This window comes from Micromonospora sp. NBC_00421, from assembly GCF_036017915.1.
Taxonomy (GTDB): Bacteria; Actinomycetota; Actinomycetes; order Mycobacteriales; family Micromonosporaceae; genus Micromonospora.
Genome location: NZ_CP107929.1, coordinates 2,031,245 through 2,053,744, shown reverse-complemented (window position 1 = coordinate 2,053,744; position 22,500 = coordinate 2,031,245). Strand labels below are relative to the sequence as shown.

General features: G+C 70.9%; 14 protein-coding genes. 4 read left to right on the top strand and 10 right to left on the bottom strand.

Annotation, left to right across the window (positions count from 1 at the left end):
- Positions 1 to 197: 197 nt before the first annotated feature.
- Both OHQ87_RS08935 and OHQ87_RS08930 read right to left on the bottom strand, forming a co-directional pair.
- On the bottom strand, positions 198 to 2,282 hold the full coding sequence (locus OHQ87_RS08935; RefSeq protein WP_328346770.1) for a beta-galactosidase: 2,085 nt from the start codon (positions 2,280 to 2,282) through the stop codon (positions 198 to 200).
- Positions 2,283 to 2,461: 179 nt separating this feature from the next.
- Complete coding sequence (locus OHQ87_RS08930; protein ID WP_328346768.1) at positions 2,462 to 3,955, bottom strand: cellulase family glycosylhydrolase; 1,494 nt, start codon at positions 3,953 to 3,955, stop codon at positions 2,462 to 2,464.
- Positions 3,956 to 4,132: 177 nt separating this feature from the next.
- Here OHQ87_RS08930 and OHQ87_RS08925 point away from each other — a divergent pair, with 177 nt between their 5' ends.
- Positions 4,133 to 5,386, top strand: coding sequence for an ROK family protein (locus tag OHQ87_RS08925; protein ID WP_328346766.1), 1,254 nt, complete (start codon positions 4,133 to 4,135; stop codon positions 5,384 to 5,386).
- Positions 5,387 to 5,509: 123 nt separating this feature from the next.
- A complete protein-coding gene (locus OHQ87_RS08920) occupies positions 5,510 to 7,972 on the top strand; it encodes a glycoside hydrolase family 2 protein (RefSeq protein ID WP_328346764.1) in 2,463 nt (820 codons plus the stop codon).
- A 76-nt stretch (positions 7,973 to 8,048) separates the two neighbouring features.
- Here OHQ87_RS08920 and OHQ87_RS08915 read toward each other — a convergent pair whose 3' ends face one another.
- The 8 genes from OHQ87_RS08915 to OHQ87_RS08880 are packed head-to-tail and all read right to left on the bottom strand — an operon-like array spanning position 8,049 to position 18,586.
- A complete protein-coding gene (locus OHQ87_RS08915; RefSeq protein WP_328346762.1) occupies positions 8,049 to 9,032 on the bottom strand; it encodes a carbohydrate kinase family protein in 984 nt (327 codons plus the stop codon).
- Positions 9,029 to 10,342: an AGE family epimerase/isomerase gene (locus tag OHQ87_RS08910; protein ID WP_328346760.1), complete on the bottom strand. Its 1,314-nt coding sequence runs from the start codon at positions 10,340 to 10,342 to the stop codon at positions 9,029 to 9,031. Before OHQ87_RS08910 ends, OHQ87_RS08915 begins: the two co-directional genes overlap by 4 nt.
- Positions 10,339 to 12,930, bottom strand: coding sequence for a glycoside hydrolase family 2 protein (locus OHQ87_RS08905; protein WP_328346758.1), 2,592 nt, complete (start codon positions 12,928 to 12,930; stop codon positions 10,339 to 10,341). Before OHQ87_RS08905 ends, OHQ87_RS08910 begins: the two co-directional genes overlap by 4 nt.
- A 55-nt stretch (positions 12,931 to 12,985) precedes the next feature.
- Entirely contained in the window at positions 12,986 to 13,897 is a 912-nt protein-coding gene (locus OHQ87_RS08900) for an ABC transporter ATP-binding protein (RefSeq protein WP_328346756.1), read from the bottom strand.
- On the bottom strand, positions 13,894 to 14,817 hold the full coding sequence (locus OHQ87_RS08895) for an ABC transporter ATP-binding protein (RefSeq protein WP_328346754.1): 924 nt from the start codon (positions 14,815 to 14,817) through the stop codon (positions 13,894 to 13,896). The genes OHQ87_RS08900 and OHQ87_RS08895 overlap by 4 nt, the downstream gene beginning before the upstream one ends.
- Positions 14,814 to 15,869: an ABC transporter permease gene (locus OHQ87_RS08890; RefSeq protein ID WP_328346752.1), complete on the bottom strand. Its 1,056-nt coding sequence runs from the start codon at positions 15,867 to 15,869 to the stop codon at positions 14,814 to 14,816. Before OHQ87_RS08890 ends, OHQ87_RS08895 begins: the two co-directional genes overlap by 4 nt.
- A gap of 14 nt (positions 15,870 to 15,883) precedes the next feature.
- A complete protein-coding gene (locus OHQ87_RS08885) occupies positions 15,884 to 16,873 on the bottom strand; it encodes an ABC transporter permease (protein ID WP_328346750.1) in 990 nt (329 codons plus the stop codon).
- A gap of 36 nt (positions 16,874 to 16,909) precedes the next feature.
- On the bottom strand, positions 16,910 to 18,586 hold the full coding sequence (locus tag OHQ87_RS08880) for an ABC transporter substrate-binding protein (protein WP_328346748.1): 1,677 nt from the start codon (positions 18,584 to 18,586) through the stop codon (positions 16,910 to 16,912).
- Between the two features lie 464 nt (positions 18,587 to 19,050).
- Here OHQ87_RS08880 and OHQ87_RS08875 point away from each other — a divergent pair, with 464 nt between their 5' ends.
- On the top strand, positions 19,051 to 20,262 hold the full coding sequence (locus OHQ87_RS08875) for an ROK family transcriptional regulator (RefSeq protein WP_328346746.1): 1,212 nt from the start codon (positions 19,051 to 19,053) through the stop codon (positions 20,260 to 20,262).
- Between the two features lie 49 nt (positions 20,263 to 20,311).
- Positions 20,312 to 22,468: an alpha-galactosidase gene (locus OHQ87_RS08870; RefSeq protein ID WP_328346744.1), complete on the top strand. Its 2,157-nt coding sequence runs from the start codon at positions 20,312 to 20,314 to the stop codon at positions 22,466 to 22,468.
- Positions 22,469 to 22,500 lie beyond the last annotated feature (32 nt).

The window sequence follows — 22,500 nt, the reverse complement described above, 5'->3', positions numbered from 1 at the left end:
TGGCGGCACGGCCCCGGCGGCATCCGCAGTGCTCCCCCGGCAGTCAGCCGGCCGCTGCCCACGACCCGCACCGCCACCGGGTGACCCACCCGCCTCGTCGGTCGGCCCGTCCCACCCCACGGTACGGGTGGCCACGGAATCGCCCCGGACCTGGTGTCCCCCCACCAGGCCCGGGGCGATCCGGTCCGCCGGACCGGTCAGTTCTCGACGAGGACGCGCACGTCCCACGGCCCCAGCGGCAGCTCGTCTCCCGGGGCGTACGAGGTGGCGTCGAGCACGTCGGTGACCGCGACCGGGACCCGGACTTCCACCGGGGTGAACGACCAGTTGTGCAGGAAGCGCAACCGCTGCCCGGTGCGGGCGGTCGCTCCGGTGCTGGTCACGGAGTCGGGCATGGCGTACCACTGCTCTGACCGCTCGGCGAGCAGCCAGCGCATGATGCCCCGGGCAAGGTCGACGTTGGGCAGCGCCCCGACGTACGTGACCCGTCCTCGTCCGGCCACCCTGGTGGTGACGGCGGCCCACTGCCCGAAGTGCGGGTGGTCGTAGCCGGCCAGCACGGTGGCGTCCTCGGCGATCAGCGCGTCCAGCCAGCGGGTCGCGGCGGGCCGCCCCGGCAGGGTCAGTCCGGCGTCCCGCGCGGTCACCGGCACCTCGTCCAGCAGGTTGGCGGATTCCTCGTACCACGCTCCGGCGGCGTCGGCGAGGCGTCCGGGCTGCACGTCGACGCGGGCCCGCGTCTCGCCGTCGCTGTAGCCGGTGCGCGGACCGACCACCAGGTGCCCGCCGGCGTGCGCGTACGCCTTCAGCCAGTCCAGGGTGGCGTCCTCGGCGACGTAGAGTCCGGGCACCACGAGCACCGGGTGGCTCTCGACGGCCTGCTCCACGGGCTGGGTCACGAGCTGGCTGACGTGGACGATGCGGGTCTGCAGCCGGGCGTCGAACGCCCCGCGGTGGAAGGCGTCGAAGAACGCGTGGTAGGAGTCGGTGTCGCCGCTGCCGTCCTGGCGGGCCAGCGGGGGGTGTTCCTGCATCAGCCACCGGGTGGGCAGGGAGTGCAGCAGGGTGACGTCGGCGTCGGGCGTCAGCCCGGCGACGAGGTCACCGGCGGTGCCGAGCTCCTGGCCGATGCGGGCGATCTCCCGGTAGGCGCGTCCGGGCCGTCCGCTGTGCGGGATGATCCCGCCCCAGCTGGTCTCCGCACCGGCGTGGATGGTGTGCCAGTGCCAGTATTCGATCATCTGCGCGCCGCGGCTGACGAGGGCCCAGGCGGCCTGCCGCCACTGCCCGTCGTAGGCGGGACGGCTGTGCGGGGCGATCCGGTGGTTGGCGTTGGTCTCGGTGACCAGGAAGGGTTCCTGGCGTGAGCTCCACATCCGGTCGGCGTGCTGGTGGATCGTCCAGGCCCCGTCGCCCACCCGGTCCGGCGGCGGCGTACGGGTGTCGGGGAGCGTCAACGCGTCCTGCGGCTCGTAGTAGGCGTTGCCCGCGGTCACGTCGAGCCGGGCGGCCAGTTCGTCGTCCTCGACGGCCGGCCGCCCGTAGTCGATGCACGTGGTGACGAACTGTCCCGGGCTGGCGTACTCGCGCACGATGCCGGCCTGCCAGCCGATGAACTCCGTGGTCAGCCGCGCCTGGAAGCGCCGCCACGCCAGCGAGTACTGCGGATGGGTGTTGCCCTCCGGGCGCCACAGGTCGGCCCAGGTCGTCAGCCGGTTGGACCAGAAGACCAGACCCCATTCCCGGTTCAGGGCCTCGACGCTGCCGTACGTGCGGCGCAGGTCGTCGACGAATCGTTGGAAGACGCCGTGGTTGCGGAACAGCCACAGGCCGGGTTCGTTGTCGACCTGGAACCCGATGACGGCCGGATGGTCGGCGTACCGGGCGACGACCGCGCGGGTCACGCGCTCGGCGTGGAACAGGAAGGCGGCGTGGGTGTAGTCCGCCTCCTGCCGGCCGCCCCACCCCATCCGTTCACCCGTACGGAGCTCCCCGGCGATCTCGGGATACCGGCGGGCCAGCCACGGGGGCACCGAGTACGTCGGGGTGCCGAGGACCACACTGATCCCGCGTTCGTGGGCACCGTCGAGGACCGGCTGGAGCCAGTCGAGGTCGAACTGACCGTCCTCCGGCTCCCACGTCGACCAGACCGACTCACCGACCCGGATGACGGTGAAGCCGGCCGCGGCCATCAGGTCGAGGTCGGTCTTGAGCCGCTCGTACGGCTGGTACTCGTGGTAGTAGGCCGCACCGAACAGCACACGCGGTGGGAGGTCAGACATCGCCGATCCCCCCGGTCGTCGCCGCCGACGGCCGTCGCACCTCGGACCCGGGACGTGTTGCCCTCGGCGTGTCCGGTGACGTCAGTCGAGATTTCCTGCGCATGCCATCCCCTCGGGGTACGGGTGGGTGGGTCGTCGGCCGGCCAGCGCTCTCGGCGCCGGCCGGCCGACGAGATTGCTCAGAGATAGGGGTTCTGGGTCAGTAGGTGGGCTTTGAAGCCCTCGCCGATGCCGGGTTCCGGGGTGCCGGCCCAGTCCTTGATGAGCACGGCGCCGCTGGTGCAGCCCCAGGGGTTCCAGGTCCAGGCGAGGTAGCTCAGGTCGTGCTCGTCGGCCCAGTTCACCAGTTGCCGCATGTAGTCGAAGGCGCAGTTGTCCTGGCCGAACTCGCCGATCACGATCGGGACGTGCTGGGTGAGCGGGGCGATCTGGCTGTCCCAGCAGGATTCGGTGGCGCAGGCGTTGAAGCTGTAGGCGTGCCACGACGCGGCGATGTTGTGCAGCGGGTCGTTCGGCCTGTAGGTCAGCCACTCCCGCATGTCGTTGGCCCATTCCAGGCCGCCGATCATGAGTAGGTTGGTGGCGCCGGTGGCGCGGACCGCGTCGACGAGGTCCTGCATGCCGGCCACCTCGTAGGGCAGGCCGGTGCAGGTGCCGCCGTCACGTAGGCACTGCCAGCCCAGGGTCTTGTCCCAGTCGGCGGGCATGTCCGGGTAGGGCTCGTTGAACAGGTCGAACACGACCGCGTCGTTGCCCTTGAACGCGTTGGCGACGCCGGTCCAGAACTGGGGGGCGTACCGCGCGTCCGGCATCGGCTTCTGGCAGGTGGCGTGTTCGTCCTTGCAGTGCCAGTCTGGGCTGTTGGGGTAGGCGCCCCAGGTCCAGTGCAGGTCGAGGATGACGTTGATGCCGTTGGCGACGAGCAGGTTCACGTAGTCCTTGACGCCCTGTTGGTAGGTGACGCCGCTGGGCGAGCCGTTGAGGCCGAGCCAGCATTCTTCGTTCAGCGGAACCCGCACGGCGTGGATGTTCCAGGTCTTCATCGCATCGATCGAGGCCTGGTCGACCGGTCCGGAGTCCCACAGGCCCTTGCCCTGCACGCAGGCGAACTCTCCGCTGGACCGGCTGACCCCCAGCAGCCGGTACGGCTTGCCGGCCGCGGTGACGATCTGGTTCCCGGACACCCGCAGCGCCGGTGCCGACCCGGTGGGTGGCGGGGTGGTCGGTGGCGGAGTCGTCGGCGGCGGAGTCGTCGGCGGCGGAGTGGTGCACCTGGTGCCGTTGAGCGCGAACGACGTGGGCACCGGGTTCGCGCCGCTCCACGAGCCGCCGAACCCGATCGAGGTCGAGGCACCGGTGCCCAGCGCTCCGTTCCAGCTCATGCTGGCGGCCGTCACCCGGGTGCCGGCCTGGGTCCAGGTGGCACCCCAGCCCTGGGTGACGTGCTGGCCAGCGCTGGGGAAGTCGAAGGTCAACTTCCAGCTCGACACCGCGTCGCCGAGATTGGTGACGGCGACGTTGGCGGTGAACCCGCCCGGCCACTGGCTCTGCACCGTGTAGGTGACTGCGCAACCGGTGGCGGCCGCCGCAGCGGAGGGCGTGGACGTTGCCATGCCGCCCAGCACCAGCACACCGGCGGTGCCGGTGGCCAGCAGTGCGTGTCGATGGTTCATCTGATCTCCTCGTGCTGGTGAGAGATCGATGGGAGCGCTTCGGGCCATCCTTTATTAGCTTGGTTACGAAAGTCAATACATGTAGGGGCCGGCGCAGATGGTGACGGAGGCAGTGCGGTAACCACCGAGGTGCTGAGTGAAGTAGCCTGGCGGACCGGGTGCAAACTGGGAGGGACCGTGGCGAGCAGCCCGATCTGGGCCAGCCGACCGAAGACGCGCGGCCTGGTGCTGGACGTGATCAGGTCGGCGCGCAGCATCAGCCGGGTGGAACTCGCGGCGGCGACGGGGCTGACGGGCGCGACGATCTCCGAGGTCGTGCGCGAGCTGATCGGCGACGACCTTGTGGTCGAGGCTGGTCGGGGTGCGCCGACGGGTGGCAAGCCACGCACCATGGTGCAGCTCAATCCGCTGGCCCGCTACAGCGTCGGGGTTCAACTCGAACGCAACACCTGCGTGATCGTGGTCATCGACCTGGCGGGTCGGCAGGTGGCCCGGACGTCGTTCCAGGGCGTGGCGTCGATGCCACCGGAGCGGGCGCTGCCACTGGTGGCAGCGCAGGTCGACGCGTTGCTGGCCACGGCGGCTGTCGACCGCGACAGGGTGCTGGGGGTCGGCCTGGTCAGCTACGGACCGCAGGATCGACGCGCGGGTGTGCTGTTGACGCCGCAACCGACCGACGAGTGGCTCGACCACCCGGTCGCGCGGCGGCTGGCGGAGGCTCTCGGGTTGCCCGTCCTGCTCGACAACGACGCGGCGGCGGCGGCGATCGGTGAGTACTGGATGGGTACGGTCGACCCGCGAAGCACCTACGGCTGCATCTACATGGCCACCGGGATCGGCGGTGGCGTGGTGGTCGCCGGCGAGGTCTATCGGGGAAGTTCGTCGAACAGCGTGGAGATCGGCCACATCTCGATCGACGTCAACGGTGACGAGTGCCCGTGCGGCAACGTCGGTTGCCTGGAGAACTACGCGGGCCCGACGGCCCTGGTCCGGCAGGCCCTGGCGACACCCGGGCTCGGCCGCCGGCTGGCGCTGGACCCGGCCGCCGCCGACGTCCTCACCGAGTTCGCGCGGATCGCGGCCGCGGCGAACACCGGCGACGCCGGCGCACGAGGGCTCGTCGAGCAGTCGGCCCGCTACCTCGGTCACGCGGCCGTCACCATGGCGTGCCTGTTCGACCTGGAGGCGATCGTCCTGGCCGGACCGAGCTTCGCCGTGGCCGGCTCGATCTACCAGATGATGATCCAACAGGAGGTGGACCGCCGTTCGTTCGCCCGGCGGGCGCACCAGGTACGGATCGTGCCGTCGGTCAACGGGTCGGACGCGGCGGCGATCGGCGGTGCGGTCCTCGTCCTGCGGAGCGAGCTGACTCTCGGTCATCCACATCCGCAGGACAGGGCACGCGCCGCCGGATCGGGCACCGCCGGGTAGATGGGCCCGGGTGCCACTGCCCGCTGAAGCCTGCGCGCACTTGACGCATTGACTTACTTCGTTTGCCTACGTAAGGATGCTCCTCGGGCCTGACCCCCTGCCGCCGACGAGGAGGAGGACCCGATGACGTGCACCACCCTGCACGAGGGCTGGCGTCTACGCGCCAACGGAGGCCCCACGCCAGACGTCCTCGCCGGACGGGACATCCCCGCACAGGTGCCCGGCAGCACCCACCTCGACCTGATGGCCGCCGGGCTCATCCCCGACCCCTACCTGGACAGCAACGAAGCGTCCCTGACCTGGATGCACCGCGTCGACTGGCAGTACGCGACGGTCTTCCAGGCGTCCGCGCCCGGCGTGGGTGAGCGGGTGGAACTGGTCTTCGACGGCATCGACACGATCGCCACGATCGCACTCAACGGCGTCGTGCTCGGCCGGACCGCCAACATGCACCGCGGCTACCGGTTCGACGTCCGAGAGACCCTGCGGGAGGGCCACAACGAGCTGACCGTGACGTTGGGAGCGGCGCTCACCTACGCCGAACAGGCAGAGAGCCAACTCGGTTGGCGGCAGCGCGCCTACCCGCACCCGTACAACGCGATCCGCAAGATGGCCTGCTCCTTCGGCTGGGACTGGGGACCGGACCTGCAGACCGCCGGCATCTGGAAGCCGGTACGGCTGGAACGCTGGGACACCGCCCGGCTGGCCCAGGTGCGGCCGCTGGTCACCGTCGACCCCGACGGCACCGGCCGCGTCGACGTACACCTGGACGTGGAGCGCGCCGCGGACCGCTACTACACCGCGGTGGTGACCGTGGCCGGCCGCGAGGAACGGACGGCTGTCTCCGGCAACGCCACCCACGTCACCGTCCTCGTGCCGGACGCCCGGCTGTGGTGGCCGGTCGGCTACGGTGAGCAGCCGCTCTACGAGTTGACCGTCACGCTCCTGGCCGACGCCGAGCCGGTGGACACCGACCGACGTCGGATCGGCTTCCGCACCGTCACCGTGGACACCGAGCCCGACGGGACCGGCACGCCGTTCGTGTTCGTCGTCAACGGCACCCGGGTCTTCGCCAAGGGCGCCAACTGGATCCCGGACGACCACCTCCTCACCCGGGTCACCCCCGAACGGCTCGCCCGCCGGATCGACCAGGCCGTCGAGGCGAACATGAACATGCTGCGGATCTGGGGCGGCGGCATCTACGAAACCGACGACTTCTATGCCGCCTGCGACGAGCGGGGCGTGCTGGTGTGGCAGGACTTCCCCTTCGCGTGTGCCTTCTATGCCGAGGAGGAGCCCCTGCGGAGCGAGGTCGAGGCCGAGGCGCGGGAGAACATCACCCGGTTGGTCGCCCGCCCGTCGCTGGTGCTGTGGAACGGCAACAACGAGAACCTGCCCGCCTACACCGACTGGGAGGGCTGGCAGGAGGCCCTCGACGGACGCAGTTGGGGGCTCGGCTACTACACCGAACTGCTGCCCGCACTCGTCACCGCACTGGACCCCACCCGCCCGTACGCGCCCGGCAGCCCGTACAGCCCCGGCGATCTCCCGCCCAACGACGCCCGCTACGGCACCCGCCACGAGTGGGACGTCTGGAACATGCTCGACTACACCCACTACCGCGATCACATCCCGCGGTTCTGCGCGGAGTTCGGCTTCCAGGGCCCGCCCACCTGGGCGACCCTCACCCGCTGGATCCGTGACCAGCCGCTGGCACCCACCTCACCCGCGTTTCTGCTGCACCAGAAGGCCGGCGACGGCAACGGCAAGCTGGACCGCGGCCTCGCACCCCACCTGCCGGTGCCTGACGACTTCGCGCAGTGGCACTGGGCGACACAGCTCAACCAGGCACGGGCGGTGGCGTTCGGCGTCGAGCACTTCCGCTCCTGGTGGCCGTACACCGCCGGGGCCCTCGTCTGGCAACTCAACGACTGCTGGCCGGTCACCTCCTGGGCCGCCGTGGACAGCGACGAACGACCCAAGCCCCTCTACTACGCGCTCAAGCACGCGTTCGCGCCACGGCTGCTGACCGTGCAGCCCCGCCACGGAAGGCCCACCCTGGTCGCGGTCAACGATCACGACCAGACATGGACGGGTACGGTCCGCGCCGCGCGGCAGACCCTCGCCGGCGACATCCTGGCGACCGTCGAGATGCCGCTCGATGTCGCGCCGCGGTCTGTCGCCCTGCTCGGCCTGGCCGACGAGCTGCTCACCCCGGTCGATCCGAGAAGCGAGCTGCTGACCGTCGCCGCCGCTGGCATCCGCGTCCACCACCAGTTCGCCGAGGACCGCGACATCGCCTACGACCCGGCCCCCTTCACGGCCGAGGTCACGCCCGTGACCGGCGGCTACCGGGTGGACGTGCGGGCCACGTCGTACGTCCGCGACCTCGCCCTGCTCGCCGACAAGGTGGCCCCCGACGCGGTCGTGGACGACATGCTCGTCTCGCTGCTCGCGGGCGAGACCCACACCTTCACCGTGCGCACCGAGGCGTCCCTGGCCGACTCGTCCGCTCTGCGGCATCCCCGCGTGCTGCGCTGCGCCAATGCGGCAGCCCGGGCCGAGGAGCGGCCCGACAAGGACTGACAGCGTCCCTCCTCCCCCGCCGGAACGGCTGCGGGCCCGCCTCTGAGCCCGCAGCCGTCGTGGTGACGCTGCCGCCTCAGCCGGTGGCCGCCCGCGCCATTGCGTCGAGCTCGGCCGACGTCGGTGGATCGGCACCCGGCCTGGAGACCGTGATCGCGGCAGCGCTCGCCGCCCGGGATCCCACCCGGCGCAACTCCTCCCTGCCAAGCGCGGCGAGCGCCCCGCGTGCGGTCGGCCCGTGCACCCCGAGGTCGACGAGCGCGTCGATGAGCGCCCCCATGAAGGTGTCGCCTGCGCCGATCGTGTCGGCCACGGTCACCGGCCGGCCCGGCACGGTGACGACGTCGTCGCCGCGCACGAACACGCTGCCGTCCGCGCCCCGGGTGACGACGACCAGGACCGGCCCCGACGCAGCCCAGGCACGGGCCACCTCCATCGGGTCGACGCCGGGGTGGTACCAGGCGAGGTCCTCGGTGGAGGCCTTGACGACGTCGCTGAGGCCCACCAACCGTTCGACGCGCGGCAGCACCCGCGCGACGTGCGGCGTGACCGCCGGGCGCGCGTTGGGATCGAACGTCACCAGGGAGCGCCCGCGCGCCCCGTGCAGCGCGGCCTCGACCGTGTCGGCCCCCGGGTCGAGCACGGTGGCGACCGAGCCGGCGTGCAGGACCGCGATGCCGCCCGCCGCGATGACACCGGCGAGGATCTCGGGCGAGAGGTCCCAGGTGAGGTCGAAGTCGTAGGTCGCGGACCCGTCGGCGGCGAGCCGGACGGCGGCAGCCGACGTCCGCCCGGTGGCCGGCGGCTGCGCCACGACTGTGACGTCCGACGCCTCGAGCCAGTCCCGCGCGGTGGCGCCGCGCGCGTCGTCGGCGAGGGTGGTGACGAGCACCGGCCCCCGGCCCAGACGCCCGAGAGTCACCGCCACGTTCGCGGGACTGCCGCCGGGTAGCTCGCGTACGCCGAGATCGGCACCGTCGCCGCGGCTCGCCGGCAGCACGTCGATCAGCGTCTCACCGATCACCAGCACCGCTCCCACCGACGGTCCGGGCCCGCTCATGCCGGCTGCCATCGGCCGTCGGTGCCCTCCGGCGACGGGACGAGCAGCCCCGCCCGAAGCGCTCGGGCGAGCGTGGGCGCGAGCGGCAGGCGCGGCAGCAGCGTGGCCTGAAGCGCGTGGTAGACGTCGGGTTTGCCGGGCCACACGGTCGTGGCGGGAGTGTTGTGCGGGTCGAGCTCGTGCCACCACGAGCCGCCTGCGCGGTCGAGCAGATGGCGCTCGGCGTAGTCCCACCAGGCGGCGTAGCTGTCGGCGAACCGCCGCTCGCCGGTGCGCCGGTGCAGTGCCGCGGCGGCGGCGATCGCCTCGGCCACCACCCAGTGCATCCGCTGACGCACCAACGGCGTGCCGTCCCAGTCGGTGGTGTAGACGAACCCCTCCGCACCGTCCGCAGCCCAGCCGTCGTCGACGGCCCGGTCGAACAGCCGCACCGCTGCTGCGGCGAGGGCTTCGTCGGTGCCGATCGTGGCCTCGACGTTCAACAGCAGCCGCGACCACTCCAGGCCGTGGCCGGGTGTGGCGCCGTACGGCTTGAAGGGGTCGTCCGGCTGGTTGCGGTTGAAGCCGAGAACCGGGGCCCAGTCCGGCCCGAAGTGTTCCGGCAGGCGTCCGTCGTGTGCGTTGGCGAGCTCGACGACGAATCGTGCCGCCCGCGCGGCCCGGTCCCGCCAGGCGGGCGCTCCCCCGCCGACGCCGGGCGCGTCCGGAGCATCGAGCACCTCGACGGCGTCGGCCACGGCGAGCAGCGCCTCGACGGAGTGCATCGTGGCGTTGAGGCCGCGGTAGTCGTCGGCCCTGGTGAAGTCGGCGTCCCAGGTGTCCACCGGGCGACCGGCGTCGTCGTCCCAGAACCACGTGAGATAGACGTCGGCGGCCTCGGCGAGCAGCGTGGCACCGCCGGGCCGGCCGGCGAGCGCCGCGGACGACGCCGCCAGCAGCACGAAGGCGTGGTTGTAGCAGGATTTGCCGGCGGCGCGGTCAGGGGTGCCGTCCGGTGCGAGCGCGTGGAACCACCCACCGTGCCCGGAGTCGCGCAGCCGGCCGGTCAGAGCCTTGAGTGCGGCGTCGGCGACGGCGGCGCTGCCGGGCACGCCGAGCAGCACGCCGAGCGAGTACACGTGCGTGGTGCGGGCGGTGATCCAGGTGAGCACGCCATGGGCGGGATCCGGCGCGCCAGTGGTGTCCAGGTAGGCCGCGCCGCCGTCGGGCAGCGCGGACCGCGCGCCGAAGGCGATCAGCCGACGGCACTCGGCATCGAGCCACGCGTGGTGGGCGGGCAACTGCCTGGGGACAGCCGGGACGGCGGTCATGGAAAGGTCCTCTCTGCCGGGTCCAGGAGGGCGTTGGCACAGCGCACGGCCGCGGCGAAGGCCTGTGGATCACCTGCCGGCGACGTAACCCGGATGGTGACGGACCGACCGGCCCGAAGGTTCACCATGCCGTCGTTCACCGAGGCCAGGGGATTCACCACGTCGGCAGGGCAGAACACGTCGCGGGCGTAGGAGGTGGCGGCCACGTGCAGCAGACAGCCGTCATCCGTGGGTACGGCCTCGACCCGCAGCGGCCGGGGGTCGAGGCGCTGGTCGACCACGTCGACGCCGTGCCGGAAGGCCGGTGCGAACCCTGCCGTGCCATCGTCCGACTCGGCCACGATCACCTCGGTGGCGGGATCTCCGAACGCGGCGACGTCGTCCGGAACCGTGATCGTCACCGCGCCGCGCGCGGGCGCCGACGCCTCGATCGTGGCCTTGGCGAGGAGCGTGCCGTCGAATGTCTCCCGCGTCACCGTGAAGACGCCGCGGAACGCCTCGGCGGTGTCGTTGACGAGCACCAGCGCGAGAGTGTCCGGGTCCGGCTCGAGTCCTTCCCACGCGGCGGCCCACGCCTCGGCCGACGCACGCGGCTGAAGGGTGGCCAGTCGCGGGGCGTATGCGGCCCGCAGGGCGTACCAGAGGGGCTTTCGGCGCTCGGCGAAGTCGACGGCGGCCCAGGACACCACCGGCCAGTTGTCGTTGAGCTGCCACAGGATCGTCCCGGTGTTGTGGGGCGTCAGGGAGCGGAAGTGTTCGACGCCGAACCGGATCGCGTGCGCCTGGTTGAGCTGGGTGGTCCAGTGCCAGTCCTCGATGGTGACGGGGTCGGGCAGGTGGCCCTGCCAACCGCGCTCGAGCTTCGCGTTGCCGAGGTTGGCCTTCTGGTGCACCAGCATCTGCGGGCCGAACGGGTCGAGGGGCTCGTCGTGCACCACGGCGGCGAGCGTGGACCAGGCAGGCGGAGCCTGGAAGCCGAACTCCGCGACGAAGCGCGGCTTGTACCGGGTGTAGCCGGTGTAGTCCGCCCTGTTCCACACGTCCCAGACGTGCATGGTGCCGTACCGCTCGTCGTTCGGGTGCCGGTAGTCGCCGAACGAGTACGGGCTCGCCGGTGAGTACGGGCGGGTCGGGTCGAGCTCGGCGAGCACGCGCGGCAGCAGGTGGCGGTAGTAGAGGTCGCCCCAGCCCCGACCGTCCAGGCGGCCGGGCCACCCCCAGTCCACCGAGCCCCAGGTGTTCTCGTTGTTGCCGTTCCACAGCACGAGGGACGGGTGCGGGCTGAGCCGCGCCACGTTCTCGCGGGCCTCGGCGTCGATCTCCGTCCGCATCGGTGCGTCCTCGCTGTACGCGGCGCAGGCGAAGGGGAAGTCCTGCCACATCAGCAGGCCGTGCTCGTCGGCGAGGTCGTACAGGTCGTCGGACTCGTAGATGCCGCCGCCCCACACGCGCAGCAGGTTGATGTTGGCCTGCAGCGCGTCGGCCACCCGGCGGGCGTACCGCTCGCGGTCGACCACGGTGAGGAACGCGTGATCCGGGATCCAGTTGGCGCCCCGCACGAGCACCCGCTCGCCATTGACCCGGAGCAGGAACGGGGCCCCTGCCTCGTCGGGCGTCGTGTCGAGTTCCACGGTGCGGAAGCCGACACGCCCGTACCAGGACGCGGCGTCACCTGCGGTCTTCGCCTCGACCTGCACGTCGTACAACGGCTGGTCGCCGTATCCGACGGGCCACCAGCGCCGCACGTCGCGCACCGTGACGAGGACGACGGCGGACGTCTCGTCAGCGGGCACGGTGCAGCCGGTGTGCAGCGTCCCGCCGTCGGAGTCGGTGACGGTGACGGTGAGCGAGACGTCCTGGTCGGCGTGTTTGCCGTCGCGCTCCACGTCCACGTGCACCCTCAGCAGGCCGTCGTCGCGGCGGGCGGCACCGTCGGTGCCCCCGGTCGCCACCACGTCGACGAGCGGCCGCACCGAGGCGATGCGCACCCCGGACCATGAGTCGAGCCCGATCGGCTTCCAGATGCCGGCACCGGCGACGTCGATGCCCCAGTCCCAGCCGAACGAGCACGCCATTTTGCGCAGTTGGTTGTACTCGTGGTGGTTGACGCGCGGCAGGGCGCCGTCACGCTGGGCCCGCGCCGTCGCCTCGGGCACCGGAGCGGCGAACGTCACCGTGAGGGTGTTCTCCCCCTGACGCAGTGCCCCACGCACGTCCCAGCGATAGGAGCGGTGCATGTTCTGCGTCCGCCCGACGACGTCACCGTTGAGCTGGACGGTGGCCACCGTGTCCAGCCCGTGAGCCACCAGATCGTGGCGTGTCGAGGCGTCGTCGGCCCAGGTGAACGTCGTCGAGAAGCGCCATGTCGTGTCACCGATCCACTGCTGCGCGGCCTCGTTGGCACCGTCGAACGGGTCGTCGATCAGGCCAGCACGCCGCAGGTCCAGGTGCGCCTCGCCGGGCACGACGGCGGGCACGCCGTCGGCGAGGGCTGCGGTGACGGCTTCGGGGGCGTCGTCGGGGAGCGAGGGGGCGGTGAGGGTCCAGCCGTGACGCAGGGCACGGAAAGTCAGGGGAAGGCGAGCCATGCGGTGTCCTCGGGTTCGAAAACGAATACGACAAGCTGGGGCGTGGCCCCCCGGGTCAGCCCGCGGGCATGCCGGCCGCCGTGACCGAGGGCACCCCGGCCTCCACCCACCGGCGGGTGCGGTGGTCGTAGCAGACGCTGTTGTCGATCGCGTCGCGGTCGACCGTGACCGCAGCCGTGATCCGGTCGAGACGCTCGGGATCTGGTGCCGAACTCGCCAACAACTTGGTGTAGTCGTGGTGCGGGTCCAGGATCACCGCGTCGGACGGCCCGCGCTCCACGATCCGACCGCGGTAGAGCACGAGAATCTCGTCCGAGAAGTGCCGCGCGGTGGCCAGGTCGTGGGTGATGTACAGGACGGCGAGCCGGTCCTCCCGCTGCAGGCGACCCATGAGGTTGAGCACCCCGAGGCGGATCGAGACGTCCAGCATGGACACGGGTTCGTCCGCGATGAGCACCTGCGCCCCCGGCGCCAGAGCGCGGGCGATCGCGACGCGCTGCCGCTGGCCGCCGGAGAGCTCGTGCGGACGGCGCGGCGCGATGGTTTCGGCGGGTGTGAGGTTGACCCGTTCGAGCATCTCCAGCACGCGCGCGTGTGTCTCGGCGGCGGTACGGGTGCGCTGGTGGATGCGCAGCGGACGGGCGATGTGGTGCTCTATCGAGTGGAAGGGGTTGAGGGAGGCGAAAGGGTCCTGGAAGACCATCTGCACCTGCCGCCGGTACAGCGACCCGTGCACCGGGGTGCCGTCGTCGAGACGCACGTCAACTCTGCCGGACGTGGGCTTCTCCATGCGGGTGAGGATCTTGGCGATGGTGGATTTCCCCGACCCCGACTCTCCCACGAGGGCGACGGTGCGCCCGGGGATCAGGTCGAAGCTGACGTGGTCGACGGCGCGCAAACGCGTGCGACGTAGTCCCGTACGGAGTCCGTAGTCCTTGACCAGGTCGGTCACGTGGACGAGGGTCATGCTCGCTCCTCGATGGCGCTGTCGGTGAGGGCGGTCTCGTCGACACCGGACCGGATGAACGCCCCGCGCGCTCCGGACAGGCTCGGGAACGAGCCGAGGAGCTTGCGGGTGTACGGATGCTGCGCGTGGCGGTACAACAGGTCGGCCGCACCGAGCTCGACGATCTCGCCCGCCAGCATGACGGCGATGCGGTCGCTGATCTCCAGTAGCAGCGGCAGGTCGTGCGTGATGAAGATGACGGCGAAGTTCAGCTCGTCGCGGAGCCGCATGATCTCGCTCAGGATCTCGCGTTGGACGACGACGTCCAGAGCCGTGGTGGGCTCGTCCAGGATCATGACCTGTGGTTGGAGCAGCATCGCCATGGCGATCATGACTCGTTGGCGCATTCCCCCCGACAGCTCGTGCGGGTAGGAGCCCAACCGCCGGGGTTCCACCCCGACGCGTCGCAGCACCTCTTCGGATCGCTCGCGCACCTTCGCCCGGGACAGGCCGGGGCGGTGGGCCAAGAGGGTGTCGCGCAGTTGCGCCCGCACGGTGGTGACGGGGTTGAGGGCGTTCATTGCCCCCTGGAACACCATGGAGAGCTTCTCCCAGCGAAAGGCGCGCAGCTCGGTGTCGGTCAGCGCGAGCACGTCGACGTCGTCGCCGCCACCGTCGTGGAACGTCACGCGGCCGGACACGATCCGGGCGGGCGGCCGGTGTAGGCGGTTGATCGCGTACGCCAGGGTGGTCTTGCCGCAGCCGGACTCGCCGGCCAGGCCGAGGACCTCCCCCCGGTGCAGGGTCAGGCTCGCGTCCCGCACGGCCGTGACCGGCGCGTCCGCCTCGTACACGACTGTGAGATTCTCGACGGTCAGGACGGCGTCGGTCCTCGGCCGGCCGGTGGCGGGGGTGTTGTCGTTCAGCAGCGTCGTGTTCATCGCGGGGGCACCTCCGAGACTGTCGAGCGGGTGGCCGGGGTGCCTGTGGCACCTGCGCCGCGTCGGGCCAGTTGCCGCTCCATACGCGCGGCCTGCCGCGCGCGCCTGCGGTACAGGCGGAGGTTCTTGAGCTTGGGGTTGATGGTCTCGTCGATCGAGAAGTTGACCAGGGACAGGCCCATGCCGAAGAGCGCGATGATCAGGCCCGGCGGCACGAACCACCACCAGGCGCCGAGCGACAGCGCGTACCCGTTCTGCGCGTAGAAGAGCATCGTGCCGAGCGTTGCGGAGTTCGAGGCGCCGAGGCCGATGAAGGCCAGACCGGCCTCGCCGAGGACCGCGGCGATGATCGCGAACACGAACTGGGACGCAAGGACGGGCAGGAGGTTCGGCAGGATCTCCACGGCGATGACCCGCCAGGGTTTCTCGCCGGCGACCTTCGACGCGGCGACGTAGTCGCGGTTTCGCACCGAGAGCGTCTGGGCGCGCAGCACCCGCGCCGACGCGGCCCAACTGGTCAGGGCGAGCACCACGACGATGGTCCACACGCCACGGCTCTCGCGGGGTACGAAGCCGGAGATCACGATGACCAGGGGCAGGCCGGGGATCACGAGGAAGACGTTCGACAGCAGGGAGAACGCCTCGTCGAGGATGCCACCGCGGTAGGCGCCGTAGATGCCGAAGAACGCCGACAGGACGGTGGCGAGGATGCCGACGAGCACGCCGATCTGCAGTGAGCCACGGGTGGCGTAGGCGAGTTGCGCGAGCACGTCCTGCCCGGTCTGGGTGGTGCCGAGCAGGAACTGCGCCGACGGCGGCGTGAGCCCCTGGTCCCGGATCTGCTTGGGGTCGCCCACGACATAGACGGCGAGGATTCCGAAGAGCGTGATTCCGACGACCAGCGTGAGACCGATGGCCAGCCAGGGCGTCATGGAGGGCAGGAGCATGCGCCAGCCTGACCGGGCGGGACGGCCCGTCGAGCCGGTCGGCTGGATCAGCGTGTCGGCGGCGTCAGCCACGGTCGGCGCGCTGGCGGGGGTGAGGTTCGTCATCGTTGTCTCCCCCGTCAGTGCCGGGCGCGGGTGCGCGGGTCGATCAGGCCGTAGAGCAGGTCGACGATCAGGTTGGCGCCGAGCACGGCCAGCGTGATGAAGAGGAAGACCCCCTGCATGAGCGCATAGTCGTTGTTCGTCACGGCGCCGAGCAGGCGCCCGCCGATCCCGGGGTAGGAGAAGACCTGCTCCGTGATGACCGAGCCGGAGACCACGAACCCGAGGGAGATGGCGAACCCGGCCACGGAGGGAAGGGCGGCGTTGCGCGCCGCGTAGGAGCGTCGGATCTTGCTCGGTGACAGGCCCTTGGCCTCTGCGGTCAGGACGTAGTCCTCCGACAGGGTGGAGACCATCATGTTCCGCATTCCGAGCAGCCACCCGCCGATCGACGCCAGGACGATGGTCAGGGCGGGCAGGATCGCGTACCGCACCGCCGAGAGGATGAACTCCGTGTTCCAGCCGGGGGTGAGCGCGACGTCGTAGCCGCCCTGCAGCGGCAACCAGCCGAGTACCCGGGCCAGCAGGTAGGTGAGGATCAGGGCGAGCCAGAAGTACGGGATGGCCGCCAGCAGCGTCGTGGCCGGGACCAACGAGTCGAGCCAGGTGCCGGGGCGCCACCCCACGATCGCGCCGAGGAGCACCCCGAGCAGCGCGGCGAGGACGGTGGCGACCCCGACGAGCACCAGGGTCCAGGGCAGCGACCCGAGGATCACGTCGGAGACCTTGGCCGGGTAGTAGCTCACCGAGACACCGAGGTCGCCGTGTGCGAGGTTCTTGAGGTAGTTCAGGTACTGGCTCCACAGGGAGCCCGTGTCGTCGCCCCCGAGGAGGAGCGTGTACGCCTTGCGCGTCTCCGGGCTGACCGAGCCGCCCCGCTGCTGGAGCTTGGCCAGCAGGATGTCGACGGGGTTGCCGGGCAGGAGTCGCGGGATGGCGAAGTTGAGGGTCAGGGCGGCCCAGAGGGCCACCACGTAGAAACCCAGCTTGCGAAGGAAGTAACTCACGGCAACGCTCTCTCCTCGGGGCGACGTCTGGGGCGGTCAGCTCTGGGGCTTGAGCCGCTTGAAGATCTCCGCGGCGTCGAGGGATGACCAGACCGCGGGGAAGGCGTACAGGTCCTGGTCCGAGGGCCAGCCGCTGAACTTCGCGGTGCTCCACACGCTCGTCGTCCCACCGGTCAGGATCGGGACGTACGGCATGTCCCGCACGACCGCCTGCTGGATGGTGTCGAAGTAGGGCTGCCGGGCCGCCTGGTCGTCGAGCGGGAGCGCGGCCAGCTTGTCGAGCGCCGCGTCGACCTCCGGGTTGGTGTAGCGGGAGAAGTTGTTTCCGGCTGACTTACCCACCTCGGCTCCGGTGTTGGAGTCGAAGAAGTAGGTGTAGAGGTAGAACGGATCCGGCGCGGGGCCCTGCCCGAGCGAGTCGATGACCAGCTGGAAGTTGCCGGATCCCTTCTTCTCCGTCCACTCGTTCCAGGAGGACTGGGCGGCTTGCAGGTCGATTCCGGCGGCCTTGGCCTGCGAGGCCATCGTGTCGATCGCGGTGATGTAGTCCGTCCAGCCGGTGACGACCTCGACTGTCAGAGACAGCCGCTGGCCGCCCTTGGCGTAGATGCCGTCGGCGCCCTTGACCCAGCCGGCCTGTTCCAAGCTCTGCGCGGTCTTCTGCGGTTCGGCGGCCATGGGCGCCACCTTCTCCGTGAGGGCGGCAGAGGCGAACTGGTCCTGGCTGGGGGTGAGCGTGAAGGCGGGGGAGATCGCGCTGGCGGTGTCCTGGAACGCCAGTTTGTTGAGCTGCGTCCGGTTGAGGGCGGCGTAGAGGGCGTGCCGGACGGCGGGGTCGGTCTGCGGGCCCTTGCAGCCCATCTGCACGCTGGAGCAGGTGGCGAGCACCATCTGGTTCTGCCACTGGGTGTACGCGTCGTACTTCGGGAAGTTCTTCTTGGTGTTCTTGATGTCGGGGATCGGCCCGGTGAACCAGTCGACAGTGCCGGCCGCGATGCCGTCCGCGCCGGCCTGGTTGCCCGACAGCGCGACGAAGCGGATCTTCTTGACCTTCGGTTCGCCGCCCCAGTACTTGGGGTTCGCCGCGTAGGTGAAGGCCTGCGGCTTGAAATCACCGATCAGGTAGGCGCCGGTGCCGATGGGCTTCTCGACGACGTCCTGGGTGGGGTTGATGGTCTTCCACAGGTGCTCGGGGACGATCGGCACGGTGCCGAGCAGGTCGGGGCCCTTGACGAAGGCGGGTGCCTTGAACGTGAAGGTGACATGGGTGTCGTCCACCGCGGTGGCGGTGCCGTCGAAACCGATGTTGTTGATGGCCGCGTTGCTCTTCAGCAGGCCGAAGGTGAACGCGACGTCCTTCGCGGTGAAGGGTTGACCGTCGCTCCACGTCACCCCGTCGCGCAGGGTCACCGAGAGGACGGTGCCGTCGGTGTTCCAGGACTGCTGGGTGCCGAGCAGCGGCACGAGGTCGGACACCTTGGCCTTGTTGACGAAGAACAGCGTCTCGTAGGTCGCGCCAAGGCCCCCGATCCGGGACGGCGAGAACGGGTTGAAGTTGATCTGGTAGTCGCCCGATTGACCGGTGTAGGCCACCAGCGTGGCCTCCGAGCCGGCGGACGTGGTCCCGCCGGAGCAGCCGGTCAGCACGAGGCCGAGCGCGGCTGCGCCGGCGAGCGTCGCAGCGCGGCGCGACATGCCGGTGAGAAGAGACATCTTGGTCCTTTCACGCGGGGGGCGGTGCTCGCCCGCCATGGCCCAGGAAGGGCATGACATGTATTCTTAAGCGACTAAATTTACTCAGTCAATGCATGGGGCGAATTGATCTCGATAAGTTCTCGCTCCGGCACCGGCGAACAGCTGGTCACAGCCGCCCGGCCCCGCCCCGGCGACCGCCAGGGACGGGCCACCCTGCCGAGGATTCGCGGCACCCTTCACACAGACCATGAGCAGCGGATACACCTGGAAAGTCGCCGGCTTCGGTCCGAGCTGGGCGCTGCCACCGGGCATGCCGTCGTCGTCCAGCCCGACCACACCGCGCCGATCCCGACCCATCGGCTTCGCCGGGCCGGTGAGGTCACCCTCGTCGCCCCTTGCGCTATTTAGTTGATCGGATGAACATATGAGCGGGAGTGATCAACCCGGTTCCAGCTCCCGATCGGATCCAGGAGGGCTCCGGCATGCTCCGCAACGACGATGGCCGCGTCACCACGGCCGGGCGAATGCTCGATCTCCTGCGCACCCGCGGCACGCTCAGCCGGGTGGAGCTCGCCGAACTCTCCGGCCTCACGCAGGCCAGGATCACCCATGTGGTCCGCCGCCTGCTCGACGGGGGCCTCGTGCGCGAGGTGGGTCGTGAGCAGCAGGGCCGGGGCCAGCCCCGACGCCTGCTGGAACTGGAGGCCGATGCCTGGTACGCCATCGGCGTCCAGTTCGACCGCACCACGACGACGATCGTCGTGATCGACTTCGCCGGCCGGCGGGTCGCGACCGCAGGCTTCCGCGGCACCGGGACCAGCGGGCCGGATGCGGCCGTCTCCACCCTGGCCGACCAGGTCGACGACCTGGTACACCGCACGGGCGTGCCGCGCGGGCGGGTCCTCGGCGTCGGCCTGGTCACCCACGGGCCTCAGGACCGCGAGCGCGGCATGCTGCTGATGGCCCATCCCACGCCCGACTGGCTCCAGTACCCCCTGACATCGACACTGTCGAACCGGCTCGGTCTACCCGTCCTGCTGGAGAACGACGCGACGGCGGCGGCCACCGGCGAGCAGTGGTCCGGCACGGTGCCGACCGACACGTTCGGGCTCATCTACCTGGGCTCCGGCCTGGGTGGCGGCATCGTGGCGGACGGCAACGCCTACCGCGGTCGCGCCTCGAACGCCGTCGAGATAGGGCACGTGGGGCTCATGGGCGCCAGCGCCCCCTGCGTCTGCGGCAACCGCGGCTGCGCCGAGGCCGAGGCGGGCCCGCGCACGGTCGTCGCGCAGGTGCTCGCCCGCCCCGACCTCGCCGAGCGCCTCGGCATCAAGGCCCACGAGGAAGACACCCTCGCCGACTTCGGGCGCGTCGTGCGCGGCTGGCAGGCGGGCGACCCGGACGCCACGACGATCCTCCAGCAGTCCGCCCGTTGGATCGGTCGCACGGCGGTGACCATGGTAAACCTCTTCGATCTCGACACCGTCGTGCTGGCGGGACCCGCCCTCATCAGCGCCGGCCCGCTCTACCAGCAGTTCATCGAGGCGGAGCTGACCCGCCACGCGCTCAGCCGAAAGCTCAGCCGGCCCCGCGTCCTCCTGTCCGCCAACGTGGACACCGCCGCCGCCATCGGCGGCGCCCTCCACGTCCTGCGCAGCGTCACCGTGGAGCACATCGCCAGGACGCCCGCCTGACGTCCCCACCCACCCCGCCCGGTCCCGCCCGACGAGAGCCAGGAGAGAGATGTCGTCTCCACGCACCCCCGTACCGCACACCGCCTGGACAGCACTGCGCCGCGACGGCGTGGCCATCATCCTCGCCCATCCCGCCACCGGCCTGCCCGCCGTCCTGCACTGGGGCGCCGACCTCGGCCCGCTGGAGGCCGGCGACCTCGACGCCCTGGACCTGGCCACCAGCCGGCAGACGACGCCCGGCACGCTGGACGCCGCCTGGCGCCTACCAGTCGTGCCCGAGGAAGCGAACGGCTGGTCCGGCCGACCGGGTCTGCTCGCCACCCGCGACGGCCGTCCCCTCTATCCGCGCTGGTCGTCGCAGGTCGAGCACGAGGATTCCGGGTCCGTGCGCATCACCGCGACCGACGCCGTCGCCGGCCTGACCCTGCGCATCCGGGTGGAACTCGGCGCCGGCGGGCTGGCGCTCCTGCAGCACGAGCTGATCAACGACGGTGCCGGGGAGGTGGAGGTGGCATGGCTGGAGGCGACGCTCCCGGTGCCGAAGACCGCCGACCACCTCACCGCCTTCTCCGGGCGTTGGACCCGGGAGAAGTCGCCGCTCACCACGGCCATGCCCCGGGGGACGACCACCCGCGAGTCGCGCCGCGGCCGTGGGGGGCACGACGCCCCATGGGTGACGATCGCGTCGATCGGGTCACCGCGCAACCGCCGGGGTGAGGCGTGGGCGGTCCACCTCGGTTGGAGTGCCGACGTCCGTCACCGCACCGACCGGGTCACGGAGCATGTCACGCTGCTCGGCGTCGGCGAGCTGGTGCGACGCGGGGAGGTGCGCCTGGCTCCCGGCGAGTCGTACCGCACCCCCACGGCGTACTTCGCGTGGTCCGCCGCGGGTCTCGACGGCATCGCGGACCGCTTTCACACCTGGACACGGGCGCGGCCCCGGCATCCCCGTACCCCCCGGCCGCTCGTGCTCAACACGTGGGAGGCGGTCTACTTCCAGCACGACCCCGCCCGCCTGGAGCAGCTCGCACACCGCGCCGCCGCCGTGGGCGTGGAGCGCTTCGTGCTCGACGACGGCTGGTTTCTCGGCCGCCGCGACGACACCGCAGGGCTGGGCGACTGGCAGGTCGACCCGACGGTGTGGCCGCAGGGCCTCGAACCCCTGACAGACCTCGTCCACTCACTCAGCATGCAGTTCGGGCTGTGGTTCGAGCCCGAAATGGTCAACCTCGACTCGGAGTTGGCCCGCGCGCACCCGGACTGGCTGCTCGCCAACCCGGCGTCGGTTCCGTCGCCCACGGGGCTGTCCTTCCGCACCCAGTACGTGCTCGACCTGGCCCATCCCGAAGCCTGGGAGCATGTGCGGGCGCAGATGTCCGCGCTGATCGGCGGGCTCGGCATCGACTTCATCAAGTGGGACCACAATCGGGACCTGGTCGAAGCGGTGCATGACGGGGTGCCCGGCACGCACGCGCAGACGCTCGCCGTGTACCGGCTGATCGAGCGCCTCAAGGCCGACCACCCGGGCCTCGAAATCGAGTCGTGCTCCTCCGGCGGGGCACGCGCCGACCTCGGCATCCTCGAACGCACCGACCGGGTGTGGGCGTCGGACTCCAACGACCCCGTCGAGCGGCAGGACATCCAACGCTGGACGGAACTCCTGCTGCCACCGGAGCTCGTCGGCGCTCATGTGGGCCCCTCGCCCGCACACTCGTCGGGTCGCGCCACCGCCCTGTCCTACCGCATGGCCACCGCCCTGCAGGGCTCGGCAGGGTTCGAGTGGGACATCGTGGGGTGTACCGACGAGGAGGTCGACGCGATCACCGCGTTCGCCGACCTCTACAAGGAGCTCCGCGGGTTGTTGCACACCGGCACCGTGGTGCACCCGGACGTGTGCGACCCGGCGCTGCGGGTGCGCGGCGTGGTCGCCCCCGACCGGGGCGAGGCGCTGTTCACCGTGTGCACGGTCAGCTCGTTCGAGGAGGCGCTGGTCGAGCGGCTGCGGCTGGACGGTCTGGACCCGGAGCGCCGATACTCGGTGCGCCTCCGCGACGAGATCGGCGCGGCGCAGTGGGGATGGGCGACCCCGGCGTGGGTGGGCAAGACACCGGTCGTCGTCCCGGGCCTGGTGCTCACCGAGGTCGGCCTGCAGCTACCCGCCCTCTGGCCGGTACAGGCGCTCGTGCTGCACCTCACCGCAGTCTGACGACCGCAGCGGCAATGCGTTCTGTGGTGGGC

What these genes read in the sequence shown, in the direction of transcription:
- OHQ87_RS08905 (WP_328346758.1), bottom strand. Translation starts at nt 12,930, where the DNA reads ATGGCTCGCCTTCCCCTGACTTTCCGTGCCCTGCGTCACGGCTGGACC.
- OHQ87_RS08935 (WP_328346770.1), bottom strand. Translation starts at nt 2,282, where the DNA reads ATGTCTGACCTCCCACCGCGTGTGCTGTTCGGTGCGGCCTACTACCAC.
- OHQ87_RS08880 (WP_328346748.1), bottom strand. Translation starts at nt 18,586, where the DNA reads ATGTCTCTTCTCACCGGCATGTCGCGCCGCGCTGCGACGCTCGCCGGC.
- OHQ87_RS08920 (WP_328346764.1), top strand. Translation starts at nt 5,510, where the DNA reads ATGACGTGCACCACCCTGCACGAGGGCTGGCGTCTACGCGCCAACGGA.
- OHQ87_RS08930 (WP_328346768.1), bottom strand. Translation starts at nt 3,955, where the DNA reads ATGAACCATCGACACGCACTGCTGGCCACCGGCACCGCCGGTGTGCTG.
- OHQ87_RS08875 (WP_328346746.1), top strand. Translation starts at nt 19,051, where the DNA reads ATGCTCCGCAACGACGATGGCCGCGTCACCACGGCCGGGCGAATGCTC.
- OHQ87_RS08870 (WP_328346744.1), top strand. Translation starts at nt 20,312, where the DNA reads ATGTCGTCTCCACGCACCCCCGTACCGCACACCGCCTGGACAGCACTG.
- OHQ87_RS08895 (WP_328346754.1), bottom strand. Translation starts at nt 14,817, where the DNA reads ATGAACACGACGCTGCTGAACGACAACACCCCCGCCACCGGCCGGCCG.
- OHQ87_RS08910 (WP_328346760.1), bottom strand. Translation starts at nt 10,342, where the DNA reads ATGACCGCCGTCCCGGCTGTCCCCAGGCAGTTGCCCGCCCACCACGCG.
- OHQ87_RS08890 (WP_328346752.1), bottom strand. Translation starts at nt 15,869, where the DNA reads ATGACGAACCTCACCCCCGCCAGCGCGCCGACCGTGGCTGACGCCGCC.
- OHQ87_RS08915 (WP_328346762.1), bottom strand. Translation starts at nt 9,032, where the DNA reads ATGAGCGGGCCCGGACCGTCGGTGGGAGCGGTGCTGGTGATCGGTGAG.
- OHQ87_RS08900 (WP_328346756.1), bottom strand. Translation starts at nt 13,897, where the DNA reads ATGACCCTCGTCCACGTGACCGACCTGGTCAAGGACTACGGACTCCGT.